This window comes from Pseudomonas sp. Irchel s3f19 (assembly GCF_900187555.1).
Classification (GTDB): domain Bacteria; phylum Pseudomonadota; class Gammaproteobacteria; order Pseudomonadales; family Pseudomonadaceae; genus Aquipseudomonas; species Aquipseudomonas capeferrum.
Genome location: NZ_FYDW01000002.1, coordinates 514,778 through 538,968 on the forward strand (window position 1 = coordinate 514,778; position 24,191 = coordinate 538,968).

27 protein-coding genes are annotated in these 24,191 nt (G+C 63.2%); 14 read left to right on the plus strand and 13 right to left on the minus strand.

Annotation, left to right across the window (positions count from 1 at the left end; all coding sequences use genetic code 11):
- Positions 1 to 135 precede the first annotated feature (135 nt).
- From CKW22_RS06185 to rpmE, 3 genes are all read right to left on the minus strand, one after another.
- Positions 136 to 1,404 carry a malic enzyme-like NAD(P)-binding protein gene (locus tag CKW22_RS06185; protein ID WP_027592351.1) on the minus strand — a complete coding sequence of 423 codons (1,269 nt, stop codon included), beginning with the start codon at positions 1,402 to 1,404 and terminating at the stop codon, positions 136 to 138.
- Positions 1,405 to 1,582: 178 nt separating this feature from the next.
- Positions 1,583 to 2,404, minus strand: a complete 822-nt coding sequence (locus CKW22_RS06190) for a thermonuclease family protein (protein ID WP_095063902.1) — start codon at positions 2,402 to 2,404, stop codon at positions 1,583 to 1,585.
- Between the two features lie 2 nt (positions 2,405 to 2,406).
- Complete coding sequence (gene rpmE / locus CKW22_RS06195) at positions 2,407 to 2,622, minus strand: 50S ribosomal protein L31 (protein WP_033702012.1); 216 nt, start codon at positions 2,620 to 2,622, stop codon at positions 2,407 to 2,409.
- A 168-nt stretch (positions 2,623 to 2,790) separates the two neighbouring features.
- Here rpmE and CKW22_RS06200 point away from each other — a divergent pair, with 168 nt between their 5' ends.
- The 3 genes from CKW22_RS06200 to CKW22_RS06210 all read left to right on the plus strand — a co-directional run bounded on the left by CKW22_RS06200 (position 2,791) and on the right by CKW22_RS06210 (position 7,560).
- Complete coding sequence (locus CKW22_RS06200; protein WP_033702585.1) at positions 2,791 to 5,010, plus strand: primosomal protein N'; 2,220 nt, start codon at positions 2,791 to 2,793, stop codon at positions 5,008 to 5,010.
- 113 nt (positions 5,011 to 5,123) lie between these two features.
- The gene (gene argS / locus CKW22_RS06205; RefSeq protein WP_033702013.1) at positions 5,124 to 6,860 is read left to right on the plus strand and encodes an arginine--tRNA ligase; all 1,737 of its coding nucleotides are present in this window, start codon (positions 5,124 to 5,126) and stop codon (positions 6,858 to 6,860) included.
- 1 nt (position 6,861) lies between these two features.
- Entirely contained in the window at positions 6,862 to 7,560 is a 699-nt protein-coding gene (locus CKW22_RS06210; protein WP_047582191.1) for an SPOR domain-containing protein, read from the plus strand.
- Between the two features lie 59 nt (positions 7,561 to 7,619).
- Here the strand turns inward: CKW22_RS06210 and CKW22_RS06215 are convergent, their stop codons facing one another.
- Positions 7,620 to 8,039: a TM2 domain-containing protein gene (locus CKW22_RS06215; protein WP_033702015.1), complete on the minus strand. Its 420-nt coding sequence runs from the start codon at positions 8,037 to 8,039 to the stop codon at positions 7,620 to 7,622.
- Between the two features lie 167 nt (positions 8,040 to 8,206).
- On the opposite strand from CKW22_RS06215, the gene CKW22_RS06220 reads away from it, so the two are divergent.
- Entirely contained in the window at positions 8,207 to 8,830 is a 624-nt protein-coding gene (locus tag CKW22_RS06220; RefSeq protein WP_033702017.1) for a C40 family peptidase, read from the plus strand.
- A gap of 130 nt (positions 8,831 to 8,960) precedes the next feature.
- Here the strand turns inward: CKW22_RS06220 and CKW22_RS06225 are convergent, their stop codons facing one another.
- Positions 8,961 to 9,959, minus strand: a complete 999-nt coding sequence (locus tag CKW22_RS06225; protein WP_047582189.1) for a type IV pilus twitching motility protein PilT — start codon at positions 9,957 to 9,959, stop codon at positions 8,961 to 8,963.
- A 65-nt stretch (positions 9,960 to 10,024) separates the two neighbouring features.
- Between CKW22_RS06225 and CKW22_RS06230 the strand changes: the two genes are divergently transcribed.
- From CKW22_RS06230 to CKW22_RS06270, 9 genes are all read left to right on the plus strand, one after another.
- Positions 10,025 to 10,711 carry a YggS family pyridoxal phosphate-dependent enzyme gene (locus CKW22_RS06230; RefSeq protein WP_047582187.1) on the plus strand — a complete coding sequence of 229 codons (687 nt, stop codon included), beginning with the start codon at positions 10,025 to 10,027 and terminating at the stop codon, positions 10,709 to 10,711.
- 38 nt (positions 10,712 to 10,749) lie between these two features.
- Complete coding sequence (proC, locus tag CKW22_RS06235) at positions 10,750 to 11,568, plus strand: pyrroline-5-carboxylate reductase (RefSeq protein WP_047582185.1); 819 nt, start codon at positions 10,750 to 10,752, stop codon at positions 11,566 to 11,568.
- A 10-nt stretch (positions 11,569 to 11,578) separates the two neighbouring features.
- Positions 11,579 to 12,169 (plus strand): YggT family protein, encoded by a 591-nt coding sequence (locus CKW22_RS06240; RefSeq protein ID WP_033702021.1) that lies wholly within the window; start codon positions 11,579 to 11,581, stop codon positions 12,167 to 12,169.
- Between the two features lie 100 nt (positions 12,170 to 12,269).
- Complete coding sequence (locus tag CKW22_RS06245) at positions 12,270 to 13,409, plus strand: homoserine O-acetyltransferase (RefSeq protein ID WP_033702022.1); 1,140 nt, start codon at positions 12,270 to 12,272, stop codon at positions 13,407 to 13,409.
- Between the two features lie 7 nt (positions 13,410 to 13,416).
- Positions 13,417 to 14,037 carry a methionine biosynthesis protein MetW gene (metW, locus tag CKW22_RS06250; protein WP_033702023.1) on the plus strand — a complete coding sequence of 207 codons (621 nt, stop codon included), beginning with the start codon at positions 13,417 to 13,419 and terminating at the stop codon, positions 14,035 to 14,037.
- Positions 14,038 to 14,059: 22 nt separating this feature from the next.
- Complete coding sequence (locus tag CKW22_RS06255) at positions 14,060 to 14,494, plus strand: DUF4426 domain-containing protein (protein WP_033702024.1); 435 nt, start codon at positions 14,060 to 14,062, stop codon at positions 14,492 to 14,494.
- On the plus strand, positions 14,491 to 15,087 hold the full coding sequence (gene rdgB / locus CKW22_RS06260; protein ID WP_033702026.1) for an RdgB/HAM1 family non-canonical purine NTP pyrophosphatase: 597 nt from the start codon (positions 14,491 to 14,493) through the stop codon (positions 15,085 to 15,087). The genes CKW22_RS06255 and rdgB overlap by 4 nt, the downstream gene beginning before the upstream one ends.
- Positions 15,084 to 16,271 (plus strand): radical SAM family heme chaperone HemW, encoded by a 1,188-nt coding sequence (gene hemW, locus CKW22_RS06265; protein WP_095063903.1) that lies wholly within the window; start codon positions 15,084 to 15,086, stop codon positions 16,269 to 16,271. The genes rdgB and hemW overlap by 4 nt, the downstream gene beginning before the upstream one ends.
- Before the next feature lie 9 nt (positions 16,272 to 16,280).
- Positions 16,281 to 16,607, plus strand: coding sequence for a DUF3392 domain-containing protein (locus CKW22_RS06270; protein WP_033702028.1), 327 nt, complete (start codon positions 16,281 to 16,283; stop codon positions 16,605 to 16,607).
- A gap of 141 nt (positions 16,608 to 16,748) precedes the next feature.
- Here the strand turns inward: CKW22_RS06270 and trmB are convergent, their stop codons facing one another.
- The 4 genes from trmB to CKW22_RS06290 all read right to left on the minus strand — a co-directional run bounded on the left by trmB (position 16,749) and on the right by CKW22_RS06290 (position 19,004).
- Positions 16,749 to 17,471 carry a tRNA (guanosine(46)-N7)-methyltransferase TrmB gene (gene trmB, locus CKW22_RS06275; RefSeq protein WP_095063904.1) on the minus strand — a complete coding sequence of 241 codons (723 nt, stop codon included), beginning with the start codon at positions 17,469 to 17,471 and terminating at the stop codon, positions 16,749 to 16,751.
- Between the two features lie 9 nt (positions 17,472 to 17,480).
- The gene (locus tag CKW22_RS06280) at positions 17,481 to 18,275 is read right to left on the minus strand and encodes a thiazole synthase (protein WP_015272152.1); all 795 of its coding nucleotides are present in this window, start codon (positions 18,273 to 18,275) and stop codon (positions 17,481 to 17,483) included.
- Positions 18,276 to 18,329: 54 nt separating this feature from the next.
- A complete protein-coding gene (gene thiS, locus CKW22_RS06285) occupies positions 18,330 to 18,530 on the minus strand; it encodes a sulfur carrier protein ThiS (protein ID WP_033702586.1) in 201 nt (66 codons plus the stop codon).
- A gap of 102 nt (positions 18,531 to 18,632) precedes the next feature.
- Positions 18,633 to 19,004: a DUF423 domain-containing protein gene (locus CKW22_RS06290; RefSeq protein ID WP_033702030.1), complete on the minus strand. Its 372-nt coding sequence runs from the start codon at positions 19,002 to 19,004 to the stop codon at positions 18,633 to 18,635.
- A 64-nt stretch (positions 19,005 to 19,068) separates the two neighbouring features.
- Here CKW22_RS06290 and mtgA point away from each other — a divergent pair, with 64 nt between their 5' ends.
- A complete protein-coding gene (mtgA, locus tag CKW22_RS06295) occupies positions 19,069 to 19,779 on the plus strand; it encodes a monofunctional biosynthetic peptidoglycan transglycosylase (RefSeq protein WP_033702031.1) in 711 nt (236 codons plus the stop codon).
- An 87-nt stretch (positions 19,780 to 19,866) separates the two neighbouring features.
- Here the strand turns inward: mtgA and rpoH are convergent, their stop codons facing one another.
- From rpoH to ftsY, 4 genes are all read right to left on the minus strand, one after another.
- The gene (rpoH, locus tag CKW22_RS06300) at positions 19,867 to 20,721 is read right to left on the minus strand and encodes an RNA polymerase sigma factor RpoH (RefSeq protein WP_012312302.1); all 855 of its coding nucleotides are present in this window, start codon (positions 20,719 to 20,721) and stop codon (positions 19,867 to 19,869) included.
- A gap of 113 nt (positions 20,722 to 20,834) precedes the next feature.
- Positions 20,835 to 21,857 carry a permease-like cell division protein FtsX gene (gene ftsX / locus CKW22_RS06305; RefSeq protein ID WP_033702032.1) on the minus strand — a complete coding sequence of 341 codons (1,023 nt, stop codon included), beginning with the start codon at positions 21,855 to 21,857 and terminating at the stop codon, positions 20,835 to 20,837.
- Positions 21,854 to 22,525, minus strand: coding sequence for a cell division ATP-binding protein FtsE (ftsE, locus tag CKW22_RS06310; protein WP_027592328.1), 672 nt, complete (start codon positions 22,523 to 22,525; stop codon positions 21,854 to 21,856). The genes ftsX and ftsE overlap by 4 nt, the downstream gene beginning before the upstream one ends.
- Complete coding sequence (ftsY, locus tag CKW22_RS06315; RefSeq protein WP_095063905.1) at positions 22,522 to 24,054, minus strand: signal recognition particle-docking protein FtsY; 1,533 nt, start codon at positions 24,052 to 24,054, stop codon at positions 22,522 to 22,524. Before ftsY ends, ftsE begins: the two co-directional genes overlap by 4 nt.
- Positions 24,055 to 24,191 lie beyond the last annotated feature (137 nt).

Consider the following 24,191-nt stretch of genomic DNA (forward strand, 5'->3'; position numbering starts at 1 on the left):
GAGCGCCGCCCGCGCGGCGCCCGATTTCGCAGCCGACAAAAGTGTGGTGACGAATCCCACTGCCCCTACGCCTCCAAGACAAAAAAAGCCCCGACTCTCACGAGCCGGGGCTTTCTTGTGTGGCTACGACCAGAATCAGCCGTTGAACACTTCATCCACGCTGTTCAGCGGGTAGTGCTTCGGATACGGCAGAGTCGCCACGCCGGATTCGATGGCTGCCTTGGCAACGGCATCGGAAACGACGGTGATCAGACGGGCATCCAGAGGCTTCGGAATGATGTACTCACGGCCGAACTCCAGGCCTTCGACGCCGTAGGCTTCGCAGACTTCCTTCGGCACCGGCAGCTTGGCCAGGTCTTTCAGGGCGATGGCGGCGGCGATCTTCATTTCTTCGTTGATGCGCTTGGCGCGAACGTCCAGGGCACCACGGAAGATGAACGGGAAGCCCAGTACGTTGTTGACCTGGTTCGGGTAGTCGGAACGACCGGTGGCCATGATCACATCGTTGCGAGTGGCGTGAGCCAGCTCTGGCGAGATTTCCGGATCGGGGTTCGAGCAGGCGAACACGATCGGGTTGGCCGCCATCGACTTCAGGCCTTCTGCGCTCAGCAGGTTCGGGCCGGACAGGCCAACGAACACGTCGGCACCGTTCAGGGCGTCAGCCAGGGTGCGCTTGTCGGTCGCGTGGGCGAACTGCGCCTTGTACTGGTTCAGGTCGTCGCGGCCAGCGTGAATCACGCCGCTGCGGTCGATCATGTAGATGTTTTCGACCTTGGCACCCATGCTGACCAGCAGCTTCATGCACGAGATGGCGGCAGCGCCGGCACCCAGGCAGACGATCTTGGCTTCTTCCAGTTTCTTGCCGGCGATTTCCAGGGCGTTGATCATGCCGGCGGCGGTAACGATCGCGGTGCCGTGCTGGTCATCGTGGAAGACCGGGATGTCGCACTGTTCGATCAGGGTGCGCTCGATTTCGAAGCACTCGGGTGCCTTGATGTCTTCGAGGTTGATGCCACCAAAAGTGATCGAGATGCGGCGAACGGTGTCGATGAAGGCTTGCGGGCTCTCCGACTCGACTTCGATGTCGAACACATCGATACCGGCGAAACGCTTGAACAGAACACCCTTGCCTTCCATGACCGGCTTCGAGGCCAGTGGGCCCAGGTCACCCAGACCGAGGATGGCGGTACCATCAGAGATCACCGCAACCAGGTTGCCCTTGCCGGTGTACTTGTAGGCCAGCTCTGGATCACGGCCGATTTCGCGCACGGGTTCGGCAACACCTGGGCTGTAAGCCAGGGCGAGGTCGCGGGCGGTGGCGGTGGGCTTGGAGAGCTCGACGCTCAGTTTCCCCGGACGAGGTTGAGCGTGGTATTCGAGAGCGGCGGTTTTCAGGTCTGACATGGTGGGCATTCCGCTATTTACTGTTCTGACGGACCGCCGAGGATACGCAAAGAGCCGGGGAGTCACAAGACTGGTCGGTCACTTGTGTCAAGGCCTTTAGCCTACGACTTTACGCTATAACCCACGGGGCATAAGACTGACAGTGTGTACAATCCAATAGCGAAATGTCTACATCTTTTCAGCCTGAAATGCGTTCCAACATGCTCGGATCGGTCAATGGCAGCACCCAGCGTCGCTGCCCAGGCTGTAGGCCGCCCTTGCGGGAACGATCCAGCACCCAGCCACGTGCCTCGACCTGGCGTCCTTTGAGGTTATCGAAGAAGCTGGGCGGGAAGTTGCGTTGCAGACGAGCGGGAACCTGCAGCACCACGGTGGAATCCAGCGTCAGCCAGACGCCGCCGCGATTACGCTCGACACCTTGAATGCGGCCACCGATGACAGCGAAGCCGGACTGCCGGACATCCCTCGCGCGCACCACCGGCGAACTGCGCCACAGGCCGATACCCGCCTTGCGCGCGACTTGCTCGGCCAGTTGCTGGCAACCCACCAAGCGCACATTGGGGGCAACGGCGACGCGGTAGCCAAGCCCCTCGCTGAGCAGCTGTGCTTCAAGATTGTTGCCATTGCGGCCGTAGATATGTGCCAGCGTGCGGCCGTATTTGTCTTTGGCCTCGGCACCCGGCACCAGCCCGACACGCCCGTCGCTGGCCTTGACCAAGGCCTGCAGGCGCCGCTTGGCGGCCTCGGCATAGGGCTCGCTGGTGCGCCCCTTGCGCCCGATCTCCGGGGCATTGATGCCGATCATGCGTACACTGCGGCCATCGGTCAGGCGCAAGGTATCGCCATCCACCACCTGCCGCACCGCCACGGGCTGCGGGTTGGCCGGCAGCGGGCAGAACGCCAGGGCCGGCAAATGCCAGATCGCGGCCACAAAAAAAGCGCCCACAAGGGGCGCTTTTTTTTGCAACAGCGCGAAACCCGAGGGATTCGCCATGCGCATTATTACTTCTTGGCACCGAACATGCCGAAGCGATCGGCAAACTTCTGTACGCGACCACCGGTGTCCAGGACTTTCTGCTTACCGGTGTAGAACGGGTGGCACAGGTTGCAAACGTCGATCGCCAGGGTGCTACCCAGGGTCGAACGGCTTTCAAACTTGTTGCCGCAGCTGCAGGTGACTGCAACTACTTCGTAGTTCGGATGAATATTTGCTTTCATGGTCACTTCCTCGAGCTGCGTGCCGCCACCCAACACCAATTGTTGAATACCGCACGTAATTAGGCGGCGAATAATACCAGAGCCCAGCTTCAGCGCAAGTTGTCGCTTGCACCGACTGTCGTCTGCTAGGCTCGCCAGTCTTTGAAACGCCCTTGCGAGACCTTCCGCGTGTCCGATGTCATCCTGCGCCTTGCCCTGCCCTCCCCGCTGCGTCGCCTTTTCGACTACAGGGCACCGGCGAGCATGGCGCGCCAGCCCCTCACGCCCGGCATGCGCATTCGCGTGCCCTTCGGGCGCCGCGAGATGATCGGGGTGCTGGTGGAAGTGTGCGACCAGAGCGAAGTGCCCGCCGACAAGCTCAAACCGGCCACCGCACTGCTGGACCCGGTGTCGCCGCTGCCACCCGCCTTGTTCAAGCTGTGCTTATGGACCGCCCAGTACTACCAGCACAGCCTGGGCGACACCCTGAACTGGGCGTTGCCGACGTTGCTGCGCCAGGGTGAACCGGCAGAGATGCGCCAGGAACGGTTCTGGCATGTGGCCGCTGATGCCCGCCACGATGACCCGCGTATCGCCCGCGCCCCACGCCAGCGCGATGCGCTGAAGACTCTGGCGCAGCATCCACACGGCGTGGCGCACAGCCTTCTGGGCAAGCTCAACCTGAACAAGGACAGCCTCGACCTGCTGCTGGCCAAGGAACTGGTCACGGTCGAAGTTCGCCGCCACTTGCCGACCCCGCGCCACGAGCACTGGCTGGCGCAGCCCGAACTGCCGCTCAATGAAGAACAGCGCAACGCCTTCGACGCGGTATGCACGGGGTTCGGCAGTTTCAATGCCTTCCTTCTGGCCGGGGTGACCGGCAGCGGCAAGACCGAGGTCTACCTGCAGCTGATCCGCGAAACACTCGAGGCCGGCAAGCAGGCACTGGTACTGATCCCGGAAATCAACCTGGGCCCGCAGACCCTCGCGCGCTTCGAGCAGCGCTTCAACGCCCGCATTGCCTTGTTGCACTCGGCCGTCGGCGACCGCGAACGCTTGGATGCCTGGCTGGCCGCCCGTGATGGCGAGGCAGACATCATCATCGGTACCCGCTCGGCGCTGTTCACGCCGATGAAAAACCCCGGCCTGATCATCATCGACGAAGAACACGACGGCTCTTATAAGCAGCAGGAAGGCCTGCGCTACCACGCCCGCGACCTGGCCTTGGTGCGCGCCCACCAGGAGAACATCCCGATCCTGCTCGGCTCGGCCACGCCTTCGCTGGAGACCCTGCACAACGCCCAGACCGGCCGTTACACCTTGCTGCGCATGAACCACCGCGCCGGCGGCGCCCGCCCGCCGCGCATGCTGCGCCTGGATGTGAAAAGCCTGCCACTGGACAGCGGCATCAGCGGCCCGTTGCAGCAGGCCATCCGCCAAACCCTGGAAGCGGGCCAGCAAGTGCTGGTGTTCCTCAACCGCCGCGGCTTTGCCCCGACGTTGCTGTGCCACGATTGCGGCTGGTTGTCCGAATGCCCTCGCTGCGATGCACGCATGACCGTGCACCAACGTTCCGGCGTGCTGCGCTGCCACCACTGCGGCTATGACGAACGCCTGCCGCACCAGTGCCCGCAGTGCAACCACGTCGACCTGCGCCCGGTGGGCGCGGGCACCGAACGGGCCGAAGAGCGCCTCAAGGTGCTGTTCCCGGACTACCCGATCCTGCGCGTAGACCGTGACAGCACGGCGCGCAAAGACGCCATGCACAACCTGTTCGGCACCATCCAGCGCGGCCAGCCGAGCATCCTGGTGGGCACCCAGATGCTCGCCAAGGGGCACCACTTCCCACGGGTGACCCTGGTGGCCATCCTTGACGCCGACGGCGGGCTGTTCTCGGGCGATTTCCGCGCCAGCGAGCGCATGGCGCAATTGATCGTGCAGGTGGCCGGGCGCGCCGGGCGTGCAGAAGAGCCCGGCAAGGTCATCATCCAGACCCATCTGGCCGACCACCCGTTGCTGGTACAGCTGACCGAACAAGGCTATTTCGCCTTCGCCGAACAGGCCCTGGACGAGCGCCGCGCGGCCGGCCTGCCGCCCTTTTCGCACCTCGCCCTGCTGCGCGCCGAGGCGCACAAACCGGGCCAGGCCGAGGGTTTTCTCGACGAAGCCTGCAGCGCGGCAGAGCGCCTGGTGACCGAACAGCAGCTCCCAGGCATTGAACTGTTGGGCCCCGTACCGGCTCCGATGGAGCGCCGAGCGGGCCGCTTCCGCGCCCAACTGTTGATACAGGCCAATACCCGGGCACCTCTGCATCGACTGATCAGTGCCTGGTTGCTAGTGTTGGAGCAGATGCCGAGCGGCCGGCAGGTTCGCTGGTCCCTGGATGTGGACCCGGTAGACCTTTACTGACAGCCCGAACCTTGGCAAAGGTTGGCAACCCGCTCTCGGCAACGGATAATGCCCAGTTTTTCCACCTGCGCATCGAAGCGCTCCACCGCGCTTGCGGTCGAAAAGAGAACCCCATGAAAGACACCATTCGCCAGCTGATCCAGCAAGCCCTCACCCAACTCGTCACCGACGGTGTGCTGCCTGAAGGGCTGTCGCCGGCGATCCAGGTGGAAAACGCCCGGGACAAGACCCACGGCGATTTCGCCAGCAACATCGCGATGATGCTGGCCAAACCGGCCGGCATGAAGCCACGCGACCTGGCAGAAAAGCTGATCACCGCGCTGCCGGCCAGTGACGACATCAGCAAGGTTGAGATCGCCGGCCCGGGCTTCCTGAACTTCTTCCAGAACACCAATGCCCTGGCCAACCGCCTGGACGCCGCCCTGGCCGACGACCACCTGGGTGTGCGCAAGGCCGGTGCCAGCGAGAAGGTGGTGATCGACCTGTCGGCACCCAACCTGGCCAAGGAGATGCACGTCGGCCACCTGCGCTCGACCATCATCGGCGACAGCGTCGCACGGGTACTGGAGTTTCTTGGCGACCAGGTCGTGCGCCAGAACCACGTGGGCGACTGGGGTACCCAGTTCGGCATGCTGATGGCCTACCTGCAGGAAAACCCGATCACCAGCGACGAGCTGTCGGACCTGGAGAACTTCTATCGTGCGGCGAAGAAGCGCTTCGATGAATCCGAAGAATTCGCCACCCGTGCCCGTGGCCTGGTGGTCAAGCTGCAGGCCGGTGACCCTGAGTGCCTGGCGCTGTGGACCCGCTTCAAGGACATTTCGCTGTCCCACTGCCAGAAAACCTACGAGCTGCTCAACGTCAAACTGACCATGGCCGACGTCATGGGCGAAAGCGCCTACAACGACGACCTGGCCAACGTGGTCGCCGACCTCAAGGCCAAGGGTCTGCTGGTCGAGGACCAGGGCGCGCAGTGCGTGTTCCTCGAAGAATTCAAGAACAGCGAAGGCGAGCCCCTGCCGGTGATCGTGCAGAAGGCCGACGGTGGCTACCTGTACGCCACCACTGACCTGGCGGCGGTGCGTTACCGCAGCAATGTGCTCAAGGCCGACCGCGCCCTGTACTTTGTCGACCAGCGCCAGGCCCTGCACTTCAACCAGGTGTTCGAAGTGGCGCGCCGCGCCGGCTTCGTCGGCCACCCGATGCAGATGGAGCACATGGGCTTCGGCACCATGAACGGCGCCGATGGCCGCCCGTTCAAGACCCGCGACGGCGGCACCGTGAAGCTGATCGACCTGCTCACCGAGGCCAAGGAGCGTGCGTACGCCCTGGTCAAGGAGAAGAACCCGAGCCTGTCCGAAGACGAACTGCGCCACATCGGTGAAGTGGTCGGCATCGGCGCGGTCAAGTATGCCGACCTGTCCAAGCACCGGACCAGCGACTACAGCTTCAACTTCGAGCTGATGCTCAACTTCGAAGGCAATACCGCGCCTTACCTGCTGTATGCCTACACCCGCGTGGCGGGCGTGTTCCGCAAGCTGGGCAAGGGCTTCGACGAGGTCGATGGCCAGATCGTGCTGCAGGCCGAGAAGGAACAGGACCTTGCCGCGCGCCTGGCGCAGTTTGGCGAAGTGCTCAACAGCGTGGCCGACAAGGGCACTCCGCACGTGCTGTGCAGCTACCTGTACGACCTGGCGGGCCTGTTCTCGAGCTTCTACGAGAACTGTCCGATCCTCGCTGCCGACACCCCAGAGCAGCAACAAAGCCGCCTGCGCCTGGCCGCACTGACCGGTCGCACCCTCAAGCAAGGTCTGGAACTGCTCGGCCTGGAAACCCTGGAGCGCATGTAAGTTGGCTGCCAAGAAAAAACCTGCTCCAAAGCGCGGCGCCAGCCGCCAACAGGCGCCGGCCAAACAGCCGATTCCCGGCTGGGTATGGCTGGCGGTCGGGCTGACCGTAGGCGCGTTCATCGTCTTTCTGATGAAGCTGGAACCGGGTGGCGGTGACATTACGCGCACCAAGCCGGAGCAGCAGAAACCGGAAAAGGCCGCCGAAGCCAGCAAGACCACAGCGACCACCCCGCAGCAGCCGGTGAAGCCGAAGTACGACTTCTACACCCTGCTGCCGGAGTCCGAAGTCATCGTGCCGCCGGAAGCGGTACCCGAGAAAACCCCACCGGTACCGGCCCAGCCGGTGACACCGGTTACCCCGGCGGAAGCGGCGAAGATCGACACGGCGCGGGCCCAGGCTGCACTGCTGGGCCAGACGCCACCCCCTGCACCGCCGGTGATCAAGCCAGCGGCGACCACCCAGTTCTTCCTGCAGGCCGGCTCGTTCCGCAAGCAGGCTGACGCCGACAAGGTCCGCGCGCAGATCATTCTGCTGGGCCAGTCGGTGAAGGTGGAGTCGGGCACGGTCAAGGACGAGACCTGGTACCGCGTGCTGGTCGGGCCGTTCAGCAATCGTGAACAGCTGACCGGGGCGCAGAAGCAGCTTGCCGGCGCTGGCTTCAGCAACCTGCTGTTGCAACAGCGCCAGACCCGCCAGTAACCAGAAGGCCTTGCCGCAGTGATGCGCCAAGGCCTTTTTCTTACCCTTTTTTCGTACGCTCAGCGCCGGTCGCTGTTGGCTTCGGAGATCTGGCTGTTCAGGGTCCAGAAGTCGTACAGCACGCCGACCAGGAACAGGCCACCGGTAAAGAAGTAGATGATCGCGGTGACCCATTTACCTTGGTACAGGCGATGCACGCCGAAGATGCCCAGGAACGTCAGCAGAATCCAGGCGATGTTGTAGTCGATTCGGCCGGCCCGGAAGCGCAAGTCAGCCTCGCGGTCCATCGCGGGAATCAGGAACAGGTCGATCAGCCAACCGATGCCCAACAAGCCCAGGGTGAAGAACCAAAGGGTGCCGGTGATCGGCTTGCCATAGTAGAAGCGGTGCGAGCCGGTGAAGCCAAAAATCCACAACAGGTAACCGATGACCTTGCTGTGGGTGTCGTGAAGCGGTTCACTCTGTTGATAACTGTTCATTCATAGCCCTCGTGGGTTATCCGAAAATTTTCTAAGAAAAAATGTGACTTTCTCGTTGCTGGCCGACGTATGGCACCCTGCCAATCGACCAACGGATCAAAAATTGATCAAAAAGCTGTTATAAAGTTGCGCGCCCAACACATAACTATTCATAAAGAGCTTCATCTATGCCGCCTTTACTCAAGACATGGCTGACCCTCTGTCTATTATTACCCTTGGCCGCCCACGCCACCAATCGTGAGCAACGTCTTCCCAATGGTTTCACCGGCTATACCACCAATGCCTCGGTGAAACACGCGCCGGCCAAGCACACCACGCTGCGCGCGCGCCCGAACAATGCCGCCAGCAGCCGCAGCGCGCCGGTGGCTGCCATGTCGCCGAAGCAGAGCAGCGATGTGCTCAGCCGCGCGGTCAATGTGCTCGGTACGCCCTATGTCTGGGGCGGCAGCAGCCCGAAGAAGGGCTTCGACTGCAGCGGGCTGGTCAAATACGCCTTCAACGACGTGGCCGACGTCGACCTGCCGCGCACCTCCAATGCTATGGCCCAAGGCCACGGCGTGAAGGTAGCCAAGGGCGACCTCAAGCCGGGTGATCTGATCTTCTTCAACATCAAGAGCCGCCGGGTGAACCACGTTGCCATCTACCTGGGCAACGATCGCTTCATCCATGCACCGCGCCGCGGCAAGCGGGTGAGCATCGACAACCTGAGCAAGCCTTACTGGCAGAAGCACTATGTCGTGGCCAAGCGCGTATTGCCGAAAGAGCAGCAACTGGCGTTGGCCAAGCGCTGATCAAGCTTTGTGTGTATGTGTAGGAGCGGCCTTGCGTCGCGAAAGGGCCGCAGCGCGGCCCCGACGATCTTTGATGCGAAGCTGAAAACCTGGGGCCGCGCTGCGGCCCTTTCGCGACGCAAGGCCGCTCCTACAAGGTTTCGGTCAATCCTTTAGCGTGCAGCTCACGCAACGCCGCCTCCATCGTCCGCATGCCCGCCGCGGCTCCCGACTGCATCACCGACTGCAACTGCGCCAGCCGCCCCTCACGGATCAGGTTACGCACCGCCGTGTTGGCCACCAGCACTTCCCGCGCCGCAACACGGCCGCCGCCCACGCGCTTGACCAGCACCTGCGCCACCACCACCCGCAACGACTCGGCCAGCATCGCCCGCACCAGTGGCTTTTCCTCGGCAGCAAAGACCTCGACCAATCGGTCGATGCTATTGATGGCCGAACGGGTGTGCACCGTCGCCAGCACCAGGTGCCCCGTCTCCGCCGCCCGCAACGCCAGGCGTATGGTCTGCAGATCACGCAACTCACCAATCACGATCACATCCGGGTCCTGACGCAGCGCACTGCGCAGCCCCTGAGCGAACCCGCCACAATGGCGGCCAATTTCGCGCTGATTGACCAGGCTGCGCTGGCTGCTGTGGATAACTTCGATAGGGTCTTCCAGCGTGATGATATGCACAGGCCGTTCGCGGTTGAGTTGATCGAGCAGCGCCGCCAAGGTGCTGGACTTGCCGCTGCCGGTTGGCCCGCCCACCAGAACCAGGCCATCGGTACACTGCGCAACAGCTAGAAACACTTCGCCCAGGTCGAGTTCATCGAGCGTCGCTATGCGTTTCGGGATCACGCGAAAGGTTGCCGCCAGGCCGTTCAACTGGCGAAACAGGTTCAGGCGAAAGCGGCCCAGCGCTGGCAGTTGCAACGCGACGTCCAGCTCATCACCCTGTGCCCATTGCTGGCACTGCTCATCCGCCAGCAAGGGTGTCATCGCATCGCTCAGGGCCGCCGACAGCAGTGGCGGCGCGTCCATGCGTTGCAGCTCGCCATCAAGGCGCAGCATCGGTACCTGGCCTGCAGCCAGGTGCAGGTCCGAAGCCCCCGCTTCCACGGCACGGGCCAACAGGTCGGTCACATCCATGAGACTCCCCAAAGGCGATCAAGCAGGTAGAATGCCGCAGACCCTATCGCCGCCGGCATCGATCCATGTCCACCATAGCAGACAACCTATCCGCCCTCGCCGCCCGCATCGCCAGCGCCGCACAGGCCGCCGGGCGGGACCCGGCCAGCATCCAGTTGCTGGCGGTGAGCAAGACCAAGCCCGCCAGCGCTATCCGTGAAATCCACGCCGCAGGCGTGCGCGATGTCGGCGAGAACTACCTGCAGGAAGCGCTGACCAAGCAGCAGGCATTGGGCGACTTGCCCTTGATCTGGCACTTCATCGGCCCCATTCAGTCGAACAAGACCAAAGCCATTGCCGAGCATTTCGACTGGGTGCATTCCGTGGACCGCCTGAAGATCGCCCAACGCCTCTCGGCGCAGCGCCCTGCCGCACTGGGGCCGCTGAACATCTGCCTGCAGGTGAATGTCAGTGGCGAAGACAGCAAGTCCGGCTGCGCCCCTGCCGACCTTCCGGCATTGGCCAAGGCGGTTGCCAGCCTGCCCAATCTGCGCCTGCGTGGGCTGATGGCGATCCCTGAACCTAGCGATGAGCGTGCCGTGCAGGAGGCCGCGTTCGCCACCCTGCGCGAGCTTCAGCAAGGTCTGGACCTTGGCCTGGACACCTTGTCCATGGGCATGAGCCACGACCTGGAGGCGGCGATCGCCCAGGGAGCGACCTGGGTACGTATCGGCACCGCCCTGTTCGGCGCCCGCGATTACGGGCCCGTCTGATTCCATGCTTTACTCACTCTTTCCCACAAGGACCTGACATGAGCAAGACACGTATTGCCTTTATCGGCGCCGGCAACATGGCCGCCAGCCTGATCGGCGGCCTGCGTGCCCAGGGCCTGGAGGCTTCGCAGATCCGCGCCAGCGACCCGGGCGCCGAGACCCGCACCCGCATCCAGGCCGAGCACGGCATCGAAACCTTCGAAGACAACGCCCAGGCAATCGCCGGTGCCGACGTGATCGTGCTGGCGGTCAAGCCGCAGGTCATGAAGGACGTCTGCCAGGCCCTGCAAGCCCACCTGCAGGAAGGCCAACTGATCGTTTCCATCGCCGCCGGCATCACCTGCGCCAGCCTGCAAAGCTGGATTGGCCCACGCCCGGTGGTGCGCTGCATGCCCAACACGCCAGCGTTGCTGCGCCAAGGCGTCAGCGGCCTGTATGCCACCGAGCAAGTCAGCACGGCACAACGCCAGCAGGCCGAGCAACTGCTGTCTGCCGTGGGCACCGCCCTGTGGCTTGATCAAGAGCAGCAACTGGACGCTGTGACCGCCGTTTCCGGCAGCGGCCCGGCGTACTTCTTCCTGTTGATCGAGGCCATGACCGCCGCCGGCGAAAAACTCGGCCTGCCCCGCGAAACCGCCTCCCAGCTGACCCTGCAGACCGCTTTGGGCGCTGCGCGCATGGCCGTTGCCAGCGATGTAGACGCTGCCGAACTGCGCCGCCGCGTCACCTCGCCAGCCGGCACCACCGAAGCTGCGATCAAGTCGTTCCAGGCCAGCGGCTTCGAAGCCATCGTCGAGCAGGCGCTGCAGGCCGCAGCGACGCGGTCCGCCGAGCTGGCCGAACAACTGGGCAAATAAGGAGCTCTAGATGAATGCACTGTCAGGCGCCGCGATTTTCGTGGTGCAAACCCTGGTCAGCCTGTACCTGGTGATCGTCCTGTTGCGCTTCGTACTGCAACTGGTCAAGGCCAACTTCTACAACCCGCTGTGCCAGTTCACGGTGCGCGCCACCCAGCCGCTGCTCAAGCCGATCCGCCGCGTCATCCCCAGCATCGGCGGCCTGGACACCTCGTCCCTGCTGCTGGCGGTGATCATTCAGGCGTTGCTGATGGCCTTCGTGCTGATGGTCACCTATGGCACCTTCGGTGATGTGCTGCACCTGTTGATGTGGGCCATCATCGGCATCACCTCGCTGTTCCTGAAGATCTTCTGGGTCGCGATGATCGTCATGGTGATCGTCTCGTGGGTCGCACCCAACAGCCACAACCCGGCTGCTGAGCTTGCGTACCAGATCAGCGAACCGGTACTGGCTCCGTTCCGTCGCCTGGTGCCAAACCTGGGCGGCATGGACATCTCGCCGATCTTCGCCTTCCTGGCCATTCAGGTCATTCAGTCGTTCGTCATGCCTCCGCTTGCCGCCTATGCGGGCATGCCGCAAGAGCTGTGGCGGATGATCTGACACCCTCCTTGGCCATCGGCGCCTTCTGCGGCAAGCCATTGCTTGCCGCAGGGGGTAGCGCTCTTTAGACTTACGCCTCCGTCAAGCGTGAGCAGGGTCGATGTCCACTGTCCTTCCCGAAGATTCCGTCGGTCTGGTTACACCGCAAACAGCCCGGTTCGAAGAGCCGCTGGCACTGGCCTGTGGCCGCTCCCTGGCCAGCTACGAGCTGGTCTATGAGACCTATGGCACCCTGAACGCCAGCGCGAGCAATGCCGTGCTGATCTGCCATGCCTTGTCCGGCCACCACCATGCCGCGGGCTACCATGCCGAAACCGACCGCAAGCCAGGTTGGTGGGACAGCTGCATCGGCCCCGGCAAGCCGATCGACACCAACCGTTTCTTCGTGGTCAGCCTGAACAACCTCGGCGGCTGCAATGGCAGCACCGGCCCCAGCAGCCTCAACCCGGCCACCGGCAAGCCCTATGGTGCCGACTTCCCGGTGCTGACCGTGGAAGACTGGGTGCACAGCCAGGTGCGCCTGGCCGACCGCCTGGGCATTGGCCAGTGGGCCGCGATCGTGGGCGGAAGCCTCGGCGGCATGCAGGCGCTGCAATGGACCATCACCTACCCCGACCGGGTGCGGCACTGCGTCGATATCGCCTCGGCGCCCAAGCTGTCGGCGCAGAACATCGCCTTCAACGAAGTGGCCCGCCAGGCCATCCTCACCGACCCGGAATTCCACGGTGGTTCTTTCCAGGACCAGGGCGTGATCCCCAAGCGCGGGTTGATGTTGGCGCGCATGGTGGGCCATATCACCTACCTGTCCGATGATTCGATGGGTGAAAAATTCGGCCGTGAGCTCAAGAGCGACAAGCTCAACTACGACTTCCACAGCGTCGAGTTCCAGGTCGAAAGCTACCTGCGCTATCAGGGCGAGGAGTTTTCCGGCCGTTTCGACGCCAATACCTACCTGCTGATGACCAAGGCGCTGGATTACTTCGACCCCGCGGCGGCCCACGGGGGCGACCTTGCCGCCACACTCGCCGGCGTCACGGCAGACTACTGCATCATGTCGTTCACCACCGACTGGCGCTTCTCGCCGGCACGTTCCCGCGAGATCGTCGACGCACTGATGGCCGCACGCAAGAACGTCTGTTACCTGGAGATCGACTCGCCCTACGGGCACGATGCCTTCCTGATCCCCACACCTCGCTACATGCAGGGTTTCTCGAACTACATGAACCGCATCGCCATCTGAGGACAGCATGAGAGCCGATCTGGAAATCATCCACGACTGGATTCCCGCCGGCAGCCGGGTACTCGACCTGGGCTGCGGCAGTGGCGAACTGCTGGCCTCGCTGCGTGACCGCAAGCAGGTCACCGGTTACGGCCTGGAGATCGACCCCGACAACATCGCCGCGTGCGTGGCCAAGGGCGTCAACGTCATCGAGCAGGACCTGGACCAGGGCCTGGGCAACTTCGCCAGCAACAGCTTCGACGTGGTGATCATGACCCAGGCCCTGCAGGCCGTGGAGTACCCCGACCGCATCCTCGACGAGATGCTGCGCGTGGGCCGTCAATGCATCATCACCTTCCCCAACTTCGGCCACTGGCGCTGCCGTTGGTACCTGGCGACCAAAGGCCGCATGCCGGTTTCGGACTTCATGCCGTATACCTGGTACAACACGCCGAACATCCACTTCTGCACCTTCGCCGACTTCGAAGAGCTGTGCCACGAGCGCCATGCCAAGGTCCTTGACCGCCTGGCCGTCGACCACTTGCACCGTAATGGGTGGGGCGGCCGGCTATGGCCTAATCTTCTAGGTGAGATCGGCATCTATCGCGTCAGCAGCCCTGGCCTGCAGGAGCACCAGCTCGCGGTTTGACGCCCACTGGAGGAATCGCACCATGCGTCGCCTGACCCTGTTCCTGATCAGCCTGTGCCTGGCCCTGCCCGTACTGGCTGCCGATGCCGCCCGTCCCGAGCGCAAGGAAGTGTTTGGCGACGTGACGGTACACTACAGCGCGTTCACCTCGAGCATGCTGACACCAGAGGTGGCCGCAGCCACGGGCCTGGTGCGCAGCAAGAACCAGGGCGTGCTCAACATTGCCGTGCTCAAGGCCAACAAGCCGGCCATGGCGGTCGTCAGCGGCACGGTGAAGGACCTGACCGGGCGCAGTAGCCCGCTGTCCTTCAAGCAGATCAACGAACAGGGCGCGGTGTACTACATCGCCCAGTTCAAGATCGAACAGCCCGAAACCGTGACCTTCGACCTCAATGTCGAAACCGGCGGCATCAGTAACTCTCTCAGCTTCAACCAGGAAGTGTTCCCAGGCGAATGATGAATTTCCAGCAACTCGTATTGGCCAGCCACAATGCCGGCAAACTCAAGGAACTCCAGGCCATGCTCGGAGCCTCCGTACAGCTGCGCTCGATCGGCGAATTCAGCCAGGTCGAGCCAGAGGAAACCGGCCTGTCGTTCGTCGAGAACGCCATTCTCAAGGCACGCAATGCCGCGCGCATCTCTGGCCTGCCGGCACTGGCCGACGACTCGGGCCTGGCAGTCGACTACCTGGGTGGTGCGCCGGGCATCTACTCCGCACGCTATGCCGATGGCAAGGGTGATGCGGCGAACAATGCCAAGCTGCTGGAGGCCTTGAAAGAGGTGCCTGAGGCTGAGCGTGGCGCGCAGTTCGTCTGTGTGCTGGCGCTGGTGCGTCACGCCGACGACCCACTGCCGATCCTGTGCGAAGGCCTGTGGCACGGGCGCATCATGTTCGAAGCCAGCGGCGAGCACGGCTTTGGCTACGACCCGCTGTTCTGGGTACCGGAGCGCAATTGCTCGAGCGCGGACCTCGCCCCGGTCGACAAGAACCAGCTCAGCCACCGCGCCCGCGCCATGGCCCTGCTGCGTCAACGCCTGGGCCTGGCATGATCGAAACGTTGTCCACCCAGCCGTTCCCGAGGGGGGCGGCGGGTTTCGCCGTGCTGCCGCCCTTGGCGTTGTACATCCACATCCCGTGGTGCGTGCGCAAGTGCCCTTATTGCGACTTCAACTCCCACGCGGCTGGCCCCGAGCTGCCTGAAGAGGCGTACGTCGACGCCCTGCTGACCGACCTCGATCAAGAGCTTGTAGCCGTGCAGGGGCGCCCGATCAGCTCGATCTTCTTCGGTGGCGGCACGCCGAGCCTGTTCAGCGCCAATGCGCTCGGCCGCCTGCTGCGCGGTGTTGAACAGCGCATCCCGTTCGCACCAGACATCGAAATCACCCTGGAGGCCAACCCAGGCACGTTCGAGCAGGAGAAATTCAAGGCGTACCGGCAAACCGGCATCAACCGCCTGTCCATCGGCGTGCAAAGCTTCCAGCCCGCCAAACTCGAGGCGCTCGGGCGCATTCACAATGGCGACGAAGCAATCCGCGCTGCGGGCATGGCCCGCGCCGCAGGGTTCGACAACTTCAACATGGACTTGATGCACGGCCTGCCCGAGCAGTCGCTGGACGATGCCCTGGGTGACCTGCGCCAAGCCATCGAGCTGGGGCCAACCCACTTGTCCTGGTACCAGCTGACCGTAGAGCCCAACACGGTGTTCTGGAACCAGCCCCCCGAGCTGCCCGAAGACGACATCCTCTGGGACATCCAGGAGGCGGGGCAGGCGCTGATGGCCGAGCACGGCTACCGCCAGTACGAGGTTTCCGCCTATGCCCAGCCAGGCCGTGCAGCCAAGCACAACCTCAACTACTGGCGCTTTGGTGATTTCATCGGTATCGGTGCCGGCGCCCACGGCAAGCTGACCTTCGCCGACGGGCGCATCCTGCGCACCTGGAAAACCCGCCTGCCCAAGGACTACCTGAACCTGGCCAAGCCGTTCAAGGCCGGTGAAAAGCTGCTGCCGGCCGAAGAATTGCCCTTCGAATTCCTGATGAATGCCTTGCGCCTGACCGATGGCGTGGAAGCCGAACTGTTTACCCTGCGCACCGGCCTGCCGCTGGCACAGCTGGTCGAGGCACGGCGTGCCGCCGAACAAAAAGGCCTTTTGCAGGTCGAACCGGATCGATTGGTGGCCACGCCACGCGGCCAGTTGTTCCTCAATGACCTGCTGCAGTATTTCTTGACCTAAGGATGACCCATGGATCTGGTACTTGATCTGCTCGCGACGGTTTCCCGCTGGAGCCGCAGCAACCTGTCGGAGATTTCGCTGGCCTTGGTAGGCTGCCTGCTGGTGCTGTTCGGCACCGATATCAAAGCCTGGGCCGAGCAACGCATCGGCAGCTTGGCGGGCGCGCTGCGCGTGCCAGTGATGGCCTTGCTGGTGATGATCGGCAGCGGTGCGGCGCTGATCTATGCCACGCCATGGGTGGTGAAAGGGCTGAGCCAGTTCAATAACTATGCGCTGGCACCGGTGCTGCTGGTGGTGCTGGTGTTGATCGGCGTGGTGGCTGATCGGCGGGGTTGATTTACGCCTGCAGAGCTGCATCTACTCTGTGGAAGCGGAGACTCCGTCCTCTCGCTTTCATAAAAAAACCGCCTCTCTCAAGGCGGTTTTTTTTGCCTGCATTTCTGCAAGCGCTGCGGTTCAATCGGCTGAATCAGCTGATCAATCCACCTTTTCGAACTTCAAATCCCAAACGCCATGCCCCAAGCGCTCACCACGGCGCTCGAACTTGGTGATCGGCCGCTCTTGCGGACGCGGCACATAGGCGCCGTCCGCCGCCTGGTTACGGTAACCCGGCGCAGCGCTCATCACTTCCAGCATGTACTCGGCATACGGCTCCCAGTCGGTCGCCATGTGGAACACGCCACCGGGCTTGAGCTTGCGGCGCACCAGCTCGGCGAACTCCAGCTGGACGATGCGGCGTTTGTGATGGCGTGCCTTGTGCCAAGGGTCCGGGAAGAACAGCATCAGCCGGTCGAGGCTGTTGTCGGCCACGCAGCGGTTCAGCACTTCGATGGCATCGCAATCGTACACCCGCAGGTTCTTCAGGCCCTGGGTCAACACGCCATTGAGCAGCGCGCCAACACCCGGACGGTGTACTTCGACACCGATGAAGTCCAGTTCAGGGGCGGCAGCCGCCATCTCCAGCAGGGAGTGGCCCATGCCGAAACCGATCTCCAGGGTGCGCGGCGCAGCGCGGCCGAACACCTGGTCGTAGTCCACCGGGCTGTCGGCCAGGGGCAGGATGAACTGTGGGCCACCCTGGTCCAGGCCGCGTTGCTGGCCTTCGGTCATGCGACCGGCGCGCATCACGAAACTCTTGATACGGCGGTGTGGGCGCTCTTCGCCTTCGGCGGCGGTCGGCGTTTCTTGCGATTCAGTCATCAGGAGCTCTTACTTGATCAGACCATCCAGCGGCGAAGAGGCGCTGGCATAGAGTTTCTTCGGCATGCGGCCGGCCAGGTAGGCCATGCGACCTGCCACGATGGCGTGCTTCATGGCTTCGGCCATCAGCACCGGTTGCTGGGCGTGGGCGATGGCCGAGTTCATCAGCACCGCCTCGCAACCCATTTCCATGGCGATGGTGGCATCGGAGGCGGTACCCACGCCGGCATCGACCAGCACCGGCACCTTGGATTCTTCCAGGATGATCTGCAGGTTGTAGGGGTTGCAGATGCCCAGGCCGGTACCGATCAGGCCTGCCAGCGGCATGACCGCAATGCAGCCGACTTCGGCCAGCTGACGGGCGATGATCGGGTCGTCGCTGGTGTATACCATCACGTCGAAACCGTCCTTGACCAGTACTTCAGCGGCCTTGAGGGTCTCGATCACGTTGGGGAACAACGTCTTCTGGTCGGCCAGGACTTCCAGCTTGACCAGGTTGTGGCCATCGAGCAGTTCACGGGCCAGGCGGCAGGTGCGCACGGCTTCGACCGCGTCGTAGCAGCCAGCGGTGTTCGGCAGGATGGTGTAACGGTCTGGCGGCAGTACGTCGAGCAGGTTCGGCTCGCCCGGGTTCTGGCCGATGTTGGTACGACGCACAGCGACGGTGACGATCTCGGCACCCGAGGCCTCGATGGCCAGGCGGGTTTCTTCCATGTCACGGTATTTGCCGGTGCCGACCAGCAGGCGCGACTGGAAAGTGCGCCCGGCCAGGGTAAAGGGCTTGTCGCTACGAACGTTGCTCATCGTTGTTCCTCGGGAAAAGGTTACTGGGCTTGCATGTGAACCGCCGAGCTGTAATCAGCCGCCGCCGATGGCGTGGACCACTTCGACCTGGTCGCCGTCGTTCAGCTGCGTGCTGTCATGCAGGCTACGCGGCACGATGTCCAGGTTCAGTTCCACGGCTACCCGGCGCCCGGTGAGTTCCAGGCGGGTCAGCAGGGCCGCGACGCTTTCGCCAGCGGGCAGTTCGTAAGGTTCACCGTTCAGTTGAATGCGCATGCGCACGGCCACCGTTGTTCTTTGGGGCCCGCATTCTAGCGCTGAACAACCCTTGAACCCAAGGGCGGTGCACGCCATTAGTCGCGATTGTGGACCGCTCGGTCAGCCCAGCCGCCAGGCTGCCAGGCCCAGGCACAACCAACCGGCCAGGAAGCACAGCCCGCCAATGGGCGTGATGATGCCGAGCTTGCTTACACCCGTCAGGGTCAGCAGGTACAGGCTACCGGAGAACAGTACGATACCCAGCGCGAACAGACCGCCGGCCCAGCCGACCAGGCGCCCAGGCAAGTGCGCCGCAAGCACGGCAACACCGAAAATCGCCAGGGCATGCACCAGTTGGTAGGTAACCCCGGTATGAAAGATGGCCAGGTAATCTGCCGTAAGGCGGTTTTTCAGCCCGTGCGCGGCAAATGCGCCCAAGGCCACACCGGTAAAGCCGAAAAAGGCGGCAAGCATCAGGAAGCTGCGAAGCATGGGAGGACTCCTACTATCGGGTCTGTATAATGGCCCCTTCCACCTGCCCGGCCAAGCCATCGACATGCTGCCATCCCTTATCCGCCGCCTCACCCGCGCCCTGCTCTGGTTCGCTGCCGGCAGTATCGTGCTGGTGCTGGTGTTTCGCTGGGTACCGCCACCCGGCACGGCGTTGATGGCCGAGCGCAAGGTGCAGTCCTGGGTGAGTGGCGAGCCAATCGACCTGCAGCGCGACTGGCAACCGTGGGAGAACATCGCCGATGACCTGAAGGTGGCGGTCATTGCCGGTGAAGACCAGAAGTTCGCCAGCCATTGGGGCTTTGACATCCCGGCCATTCAGGCAGCGCTGGCTTATAACGAACGTGGTGGCAACATTCGTGGGGCCAGTACCTTGACCCAGCAGGTGGCCAAGAACCTGTTCCTGTGGTCGGGCCGCAGCTGGTTCCGCAAGGGCCTGGAAGCGTGGTTTACCGCGCTGATCGAGCTGTTCTGGTCGAAAGAGCGGATCCTCGAGGTTTACCTCAACAGCGCCGAATGGGGCAATGGGGTGTTTGGCGCCCAGGCTGCCGCGCGCTACCACTTCGGTGTCGATGCCAGCCGCCTCAGCCGCCAGCAGGCCGCGCAGTTGGCTGCCGTGCTGCCCAGCCCGATCAAGTGGAGCGCCAGCCGGCCCAGCGCCTATGTGGCCAATCGGGCGGGTTGGATCCGGCGGCAGATGAGCCAGCTGGGCGGGCCTAGCTACCTGATGCAGCTGGATGCCTCGCGCAAACTCTGATTATCCGGGGCTGCAGTGCAGCCCCAGAAGCCCATAAAAAAGCCGCACCCCTCACAGGGCACGGCTTTTCATCCAGCAAGGCGCGAATCAGGCCGCGATCAACGCCTTGACCTTGTTCATTGCGTTCTTTTCCAACTGCCGAATACGCTCGGCCGAAACGCTGTACTTGTCCGCCAGCTCGTGCAAGGTCGCCTTCTCTTCAGCCAACCAGCGCTGGTAGAGGATGTCACGGCTACGCTCGTCCAGGCCTTGCAACGCTTCGTGCAGGTTACTGGTGGAGTTGTCACTCCAGTCGGCATCCTCCAGCTGTACCGCCGGATCGTAGCGGTGGTCTTCCAGATAATGCGCTGGCGACTGGAAAGCGCTGTCGTCGTCGGCTTCCGCCGCCGGGTCAAAGGCCATGTCCTGACCACTCAGCCGGCTTTCCATCTCACGCACTTCACGGGGTTCAACGCCAAGGCTTTCAGCCACGCGATGGACTTCATCGTTGTTCAGCCAGGCCAGACGCTTCTTCTGGCTGCGCAGGTTGAAGAACAGTTTGCGCTGGGCCTTGGTGGTAGCCACCTTGACGATGCGCCAGTTACGCAGGATGAATTCGTGGATTTCTGCCTTGATCCAGTGCACGGCAAAGGACACCAGGCGCACCCCCATCTCAGGGTTGAAGCGCTTGACGGCCTTCATCAAGCCGACGTTGCCTTCCTGAATCAGGTCGGCCTGGGCCAGGCCATAGCCTGCATAGCTACGGGCGATATGTACGACGAAACGCAGGTGGGCCATCACCATTTGCCGAGCGGCCTCAAGATCCTGCTCATAATAGAGACGCTCGGCCAGATCACGCTCCTGCTCGACCGTCAGCAGCGGGATGCTGTTGACCGTGTGCACATAGGCTTCCAGGTTTGCACCGGGTACCAAGGCATAGGCAGGTTGCAACGATGTGGTCATTCAAGAACCTCCGACTTACTAGACTCGCGCCTTGTGGGCACTGCCAACATTGACCGGAAACCGATGAACAAGTTCCCAAAACGGTAATAAAGTCAATGCTGGCACGGGAAAAACTATCGAGGCGCTAGCTCGTTCAAGTGGCGAGCGACCGCGATCCATGCACCGATATACCCTAACAGCACCGCTCCGATCAAGAGCGACAGACCATCGGACGCCGGCACGCCGCCCAGGGCGAAGTCACTGCCGTACAAGCCGGACAGCCCGACAACCGCCTGGTTCAGCCAGTTCAGGCCGAACGCCAGGATACCCCAGGCCAAGAAACCCGCACCCAGGCCGTACAAGGCACCCATGTACAGGAAAGGCCGGCGCACGTAGCTGTCGGTGCCGCCTACCAGCTTGATGACTTCGATCTCGGTGCGGCGGTTTTCAATATGTAGACGAATTGTGTTACCGATTACTAACAGCAACGCAGAAATCAGCATGACCGCCAACCCGAAGACAAAGCGGTCACCCAACTTGAGGATCGCCGCCAGGCGTTCGACCCATACCAAGTCCAGCTGTGCCACTTCGACCTTGGGCAGCTCCGATAGGCGCTGACGTAATGCCTCCAGCGCGGGCTTATCGACCTCGCTCGGGGTCACCACCACCACGCCAGGCAGCGGGTTTTCGGGGAGTTCACGCAAGGCCTCGCCCAGCCCGGACTGCTGCTGGAACTCTTCCAGCGCCTGGTCGCGGCTGACATACAACGCATCGGCCACCCCGGGCATGCGCTTGATCTCGTCACGCAGGGCCTCGCCTTCCTTGCTGCCAGCGTCAAGCTTCAGGTATAGCGAAATCTGCGCGGCGCGCTGCCAGGACCCGCCGAGCTTCTCGACGTTCTTCAGCAGCAACGACAGGCCCATGGGCATGCTCAAGGCCACGGCCATGACCAGGCAGGTAAAGAAGCTGCCGATCGGCTGCTTGCCGAGGCGACGCAAGCTGTCGGCCATGCTTGCCCGGTGGCTCTCCAGCCAGGCATGCAGCAAGGTGCGAAAGTCCGGGCCGTCATCGTCGTCGCGTTTTTTCTTTCCAGGCTGCGGGTCAGCGGGTTTCGGCGCAACCCGCTCGGAAACCTTCGGCGTACGTGTAGTGCTCATTGCCCGGCCTCCCCATCGCCGATCAGACGGCCGCGCTGCAGCGTCAGCATGCGGTGGCGCATGCGCGCGATCAGTGCCAGGTCGTGGCTGGCGATCAATACCGTGGTGCCCAGGCGGTTGATATCCTCGAACACGCCCATGATCTCCGCGGCCAGGCGCGGGTCAAGGTTGCCGGTGGGTTCGTCGGCCAGCAACAGGGCTGGCTGATGGACGATGGCCCGCGCAATACCCACCCGCTGCTGCTGCCCCGTGGACAGGTCCGCCGGGAACAGCTCGCCCTTGTCGGCCAGCGACACACGCTCCAGCGCCGAATCCACGCGTTTGGTGATCTCGGCCTTGGACAAACCGAGGATCTGCAGCGGCAAGGCGATGTTGTTGAACACCGTGCGATCGAACAGCAACTGGTGGTTCTGGAACACCACACCGATCTGCCGACGCAGGAAGGGGATCTGCGCATTGCTGATCTGGCCCAGGTCCTGCCCTGCCAGCAGCAGCTTGCCGCTGGTCGGGCGTTCCATGGCCAGCAGCAAACGCAACAAAGTGCTCTTACCGGCACCCGAGTGCCCGGTGACGAACAGGAATTCGCCCCGGCGCGCCCGGAAACTCAGCTCATGCAAGCCTACATGGCCATTGGGATAGCGCTTGGCGACCTGTTCGAATCGGATCATGGATGCTCTCGCTCGGCGAACAGCGCCTTGACGAACGGCTCGGCTTCAAAGGTGCGCAGGTCGTCGATACCTTCGCCGACACCGATGAAACGGATCGGGATGCTGAATTGCTTGGCCAGGGCGAAGATCACCCCGCCCTTGGCGGTGCCGTCCAGCTTGGTCAGCGCCAGGCCAGTCAGCTCGACGCTCTGGTTGAAGTACTTGGCCTGGCTGATGGCGTTCTGGCCGGTACCGGCGTCGAGCACCAGCAGCACCTCGTGAGGCGCCTCGGCGTCGAGCTTGCCGATGACCCGACGAACCTTCTTCAGCTCTTCCATCAAGTTGTCCTTGGTGTGCAGACGGCCGGCCGTGTCGGCGATCAGCACATCGACGCCACGGGCCTTGGCGGCCTGCACGGCATCGAAGATCACCGAGGCGGAGTCGGCACCGGTGTGCTGGGCGATCACCGGGATCTGGTTACGCTCGCCCCAGACCTGCAACTGCTCAACGGCCGCAGCGCGGAAAGTGTCGCCCGCGGCCAGCATGACCTTCTTGCCCTCCAACTGCAGCTTCTTGGCCATCTTGCCGATGGTGGTGGTCTTGCCAGCGCCGTTCACGCCGACCACCAGGATCACGTAGGGCTTGTTCTGCGCCTGGATCTTCAGCGGCTGCTCGACCGGGCGCAGCAGCGCGGCCAGTTCTTCCTGCAGCGACTTGTACAACGCATCGGCATCGGCCAGTTGCTTGCGGGCAACCTTCTGGGTCAGGTTCTGGACAATGGCCGAGGTCGCTTCGACGCCGACGTCGGCGGTCAGCAGGCGGGTTTCGATCTCGTCGAGCAGGTCATCATCGATAACCTTCTTGCCCATGAACAGGCTGGCCATGCCTTCGCCGATGCTGGCACTGGTCTTGGACAGGCCTTGCTTGAGGCGGGCGAAGAAGCCGGGCTTGGACTGTTCGGTGGCGACCGGTACGGCAACCGGTTCAGCTTCGACCGGGGCAGGCGCCGCGACCGCTGCTGGCTCGACAACCACGGGCGCCGGATGAGGCGCGGCAGGCGCTGCGACTACCGGGCGTTCAGGGATCGCTGGCGGGGCGATAGGCTCCAGGTCCGGCACCAGGGCCACGGGCTCTTCGGCGACCGGCAGCACCAGGTTGCTGACAGGCGGTTCTGCGCCGCGAACTACCGGGGCTTCAGGGGCTTGCACCAGCGGCGAAGGGCTTTCGACCGGTGTGGCGGCTTGCGGATTCGCGGGCAAGCCCGCACCTGCCGCTGGCTGCTCGGGCTCGGGGGCCTTGAAGGCAGCAGGCGGCAGCGCAGGCTGAGGCACCTCGGGAGCAACCGGGGCCGGCGCGGCCAAAGGCGCGAGCGGCGGCGCTTCAGGCAGCTCGACGGCAGGCTGCGGCGCTACCGGTTCAGCAGACTGTGGCTCGGGCGTTTGCGGCTGTTCGGCGACAGGTTGCTGCGGCTTCTTGCGAAACCAGCTGAACAGGCCTTTCTTTTCGCCAGACTCGGCCGGCGCTTTTTTGTCGTCGTTGGAACCAAACATGGAGGACGGCTATCTCAGGGTAGCGATGCGCCAGCAATGGCGCATCGGGAATTCTCTATACGCAGAACAGACTATCTTGAAGCCGGCTGGTTCATGCGCAACGTTTTGTCTTAGTGTCCTGCGGGCCAGAACGGCGA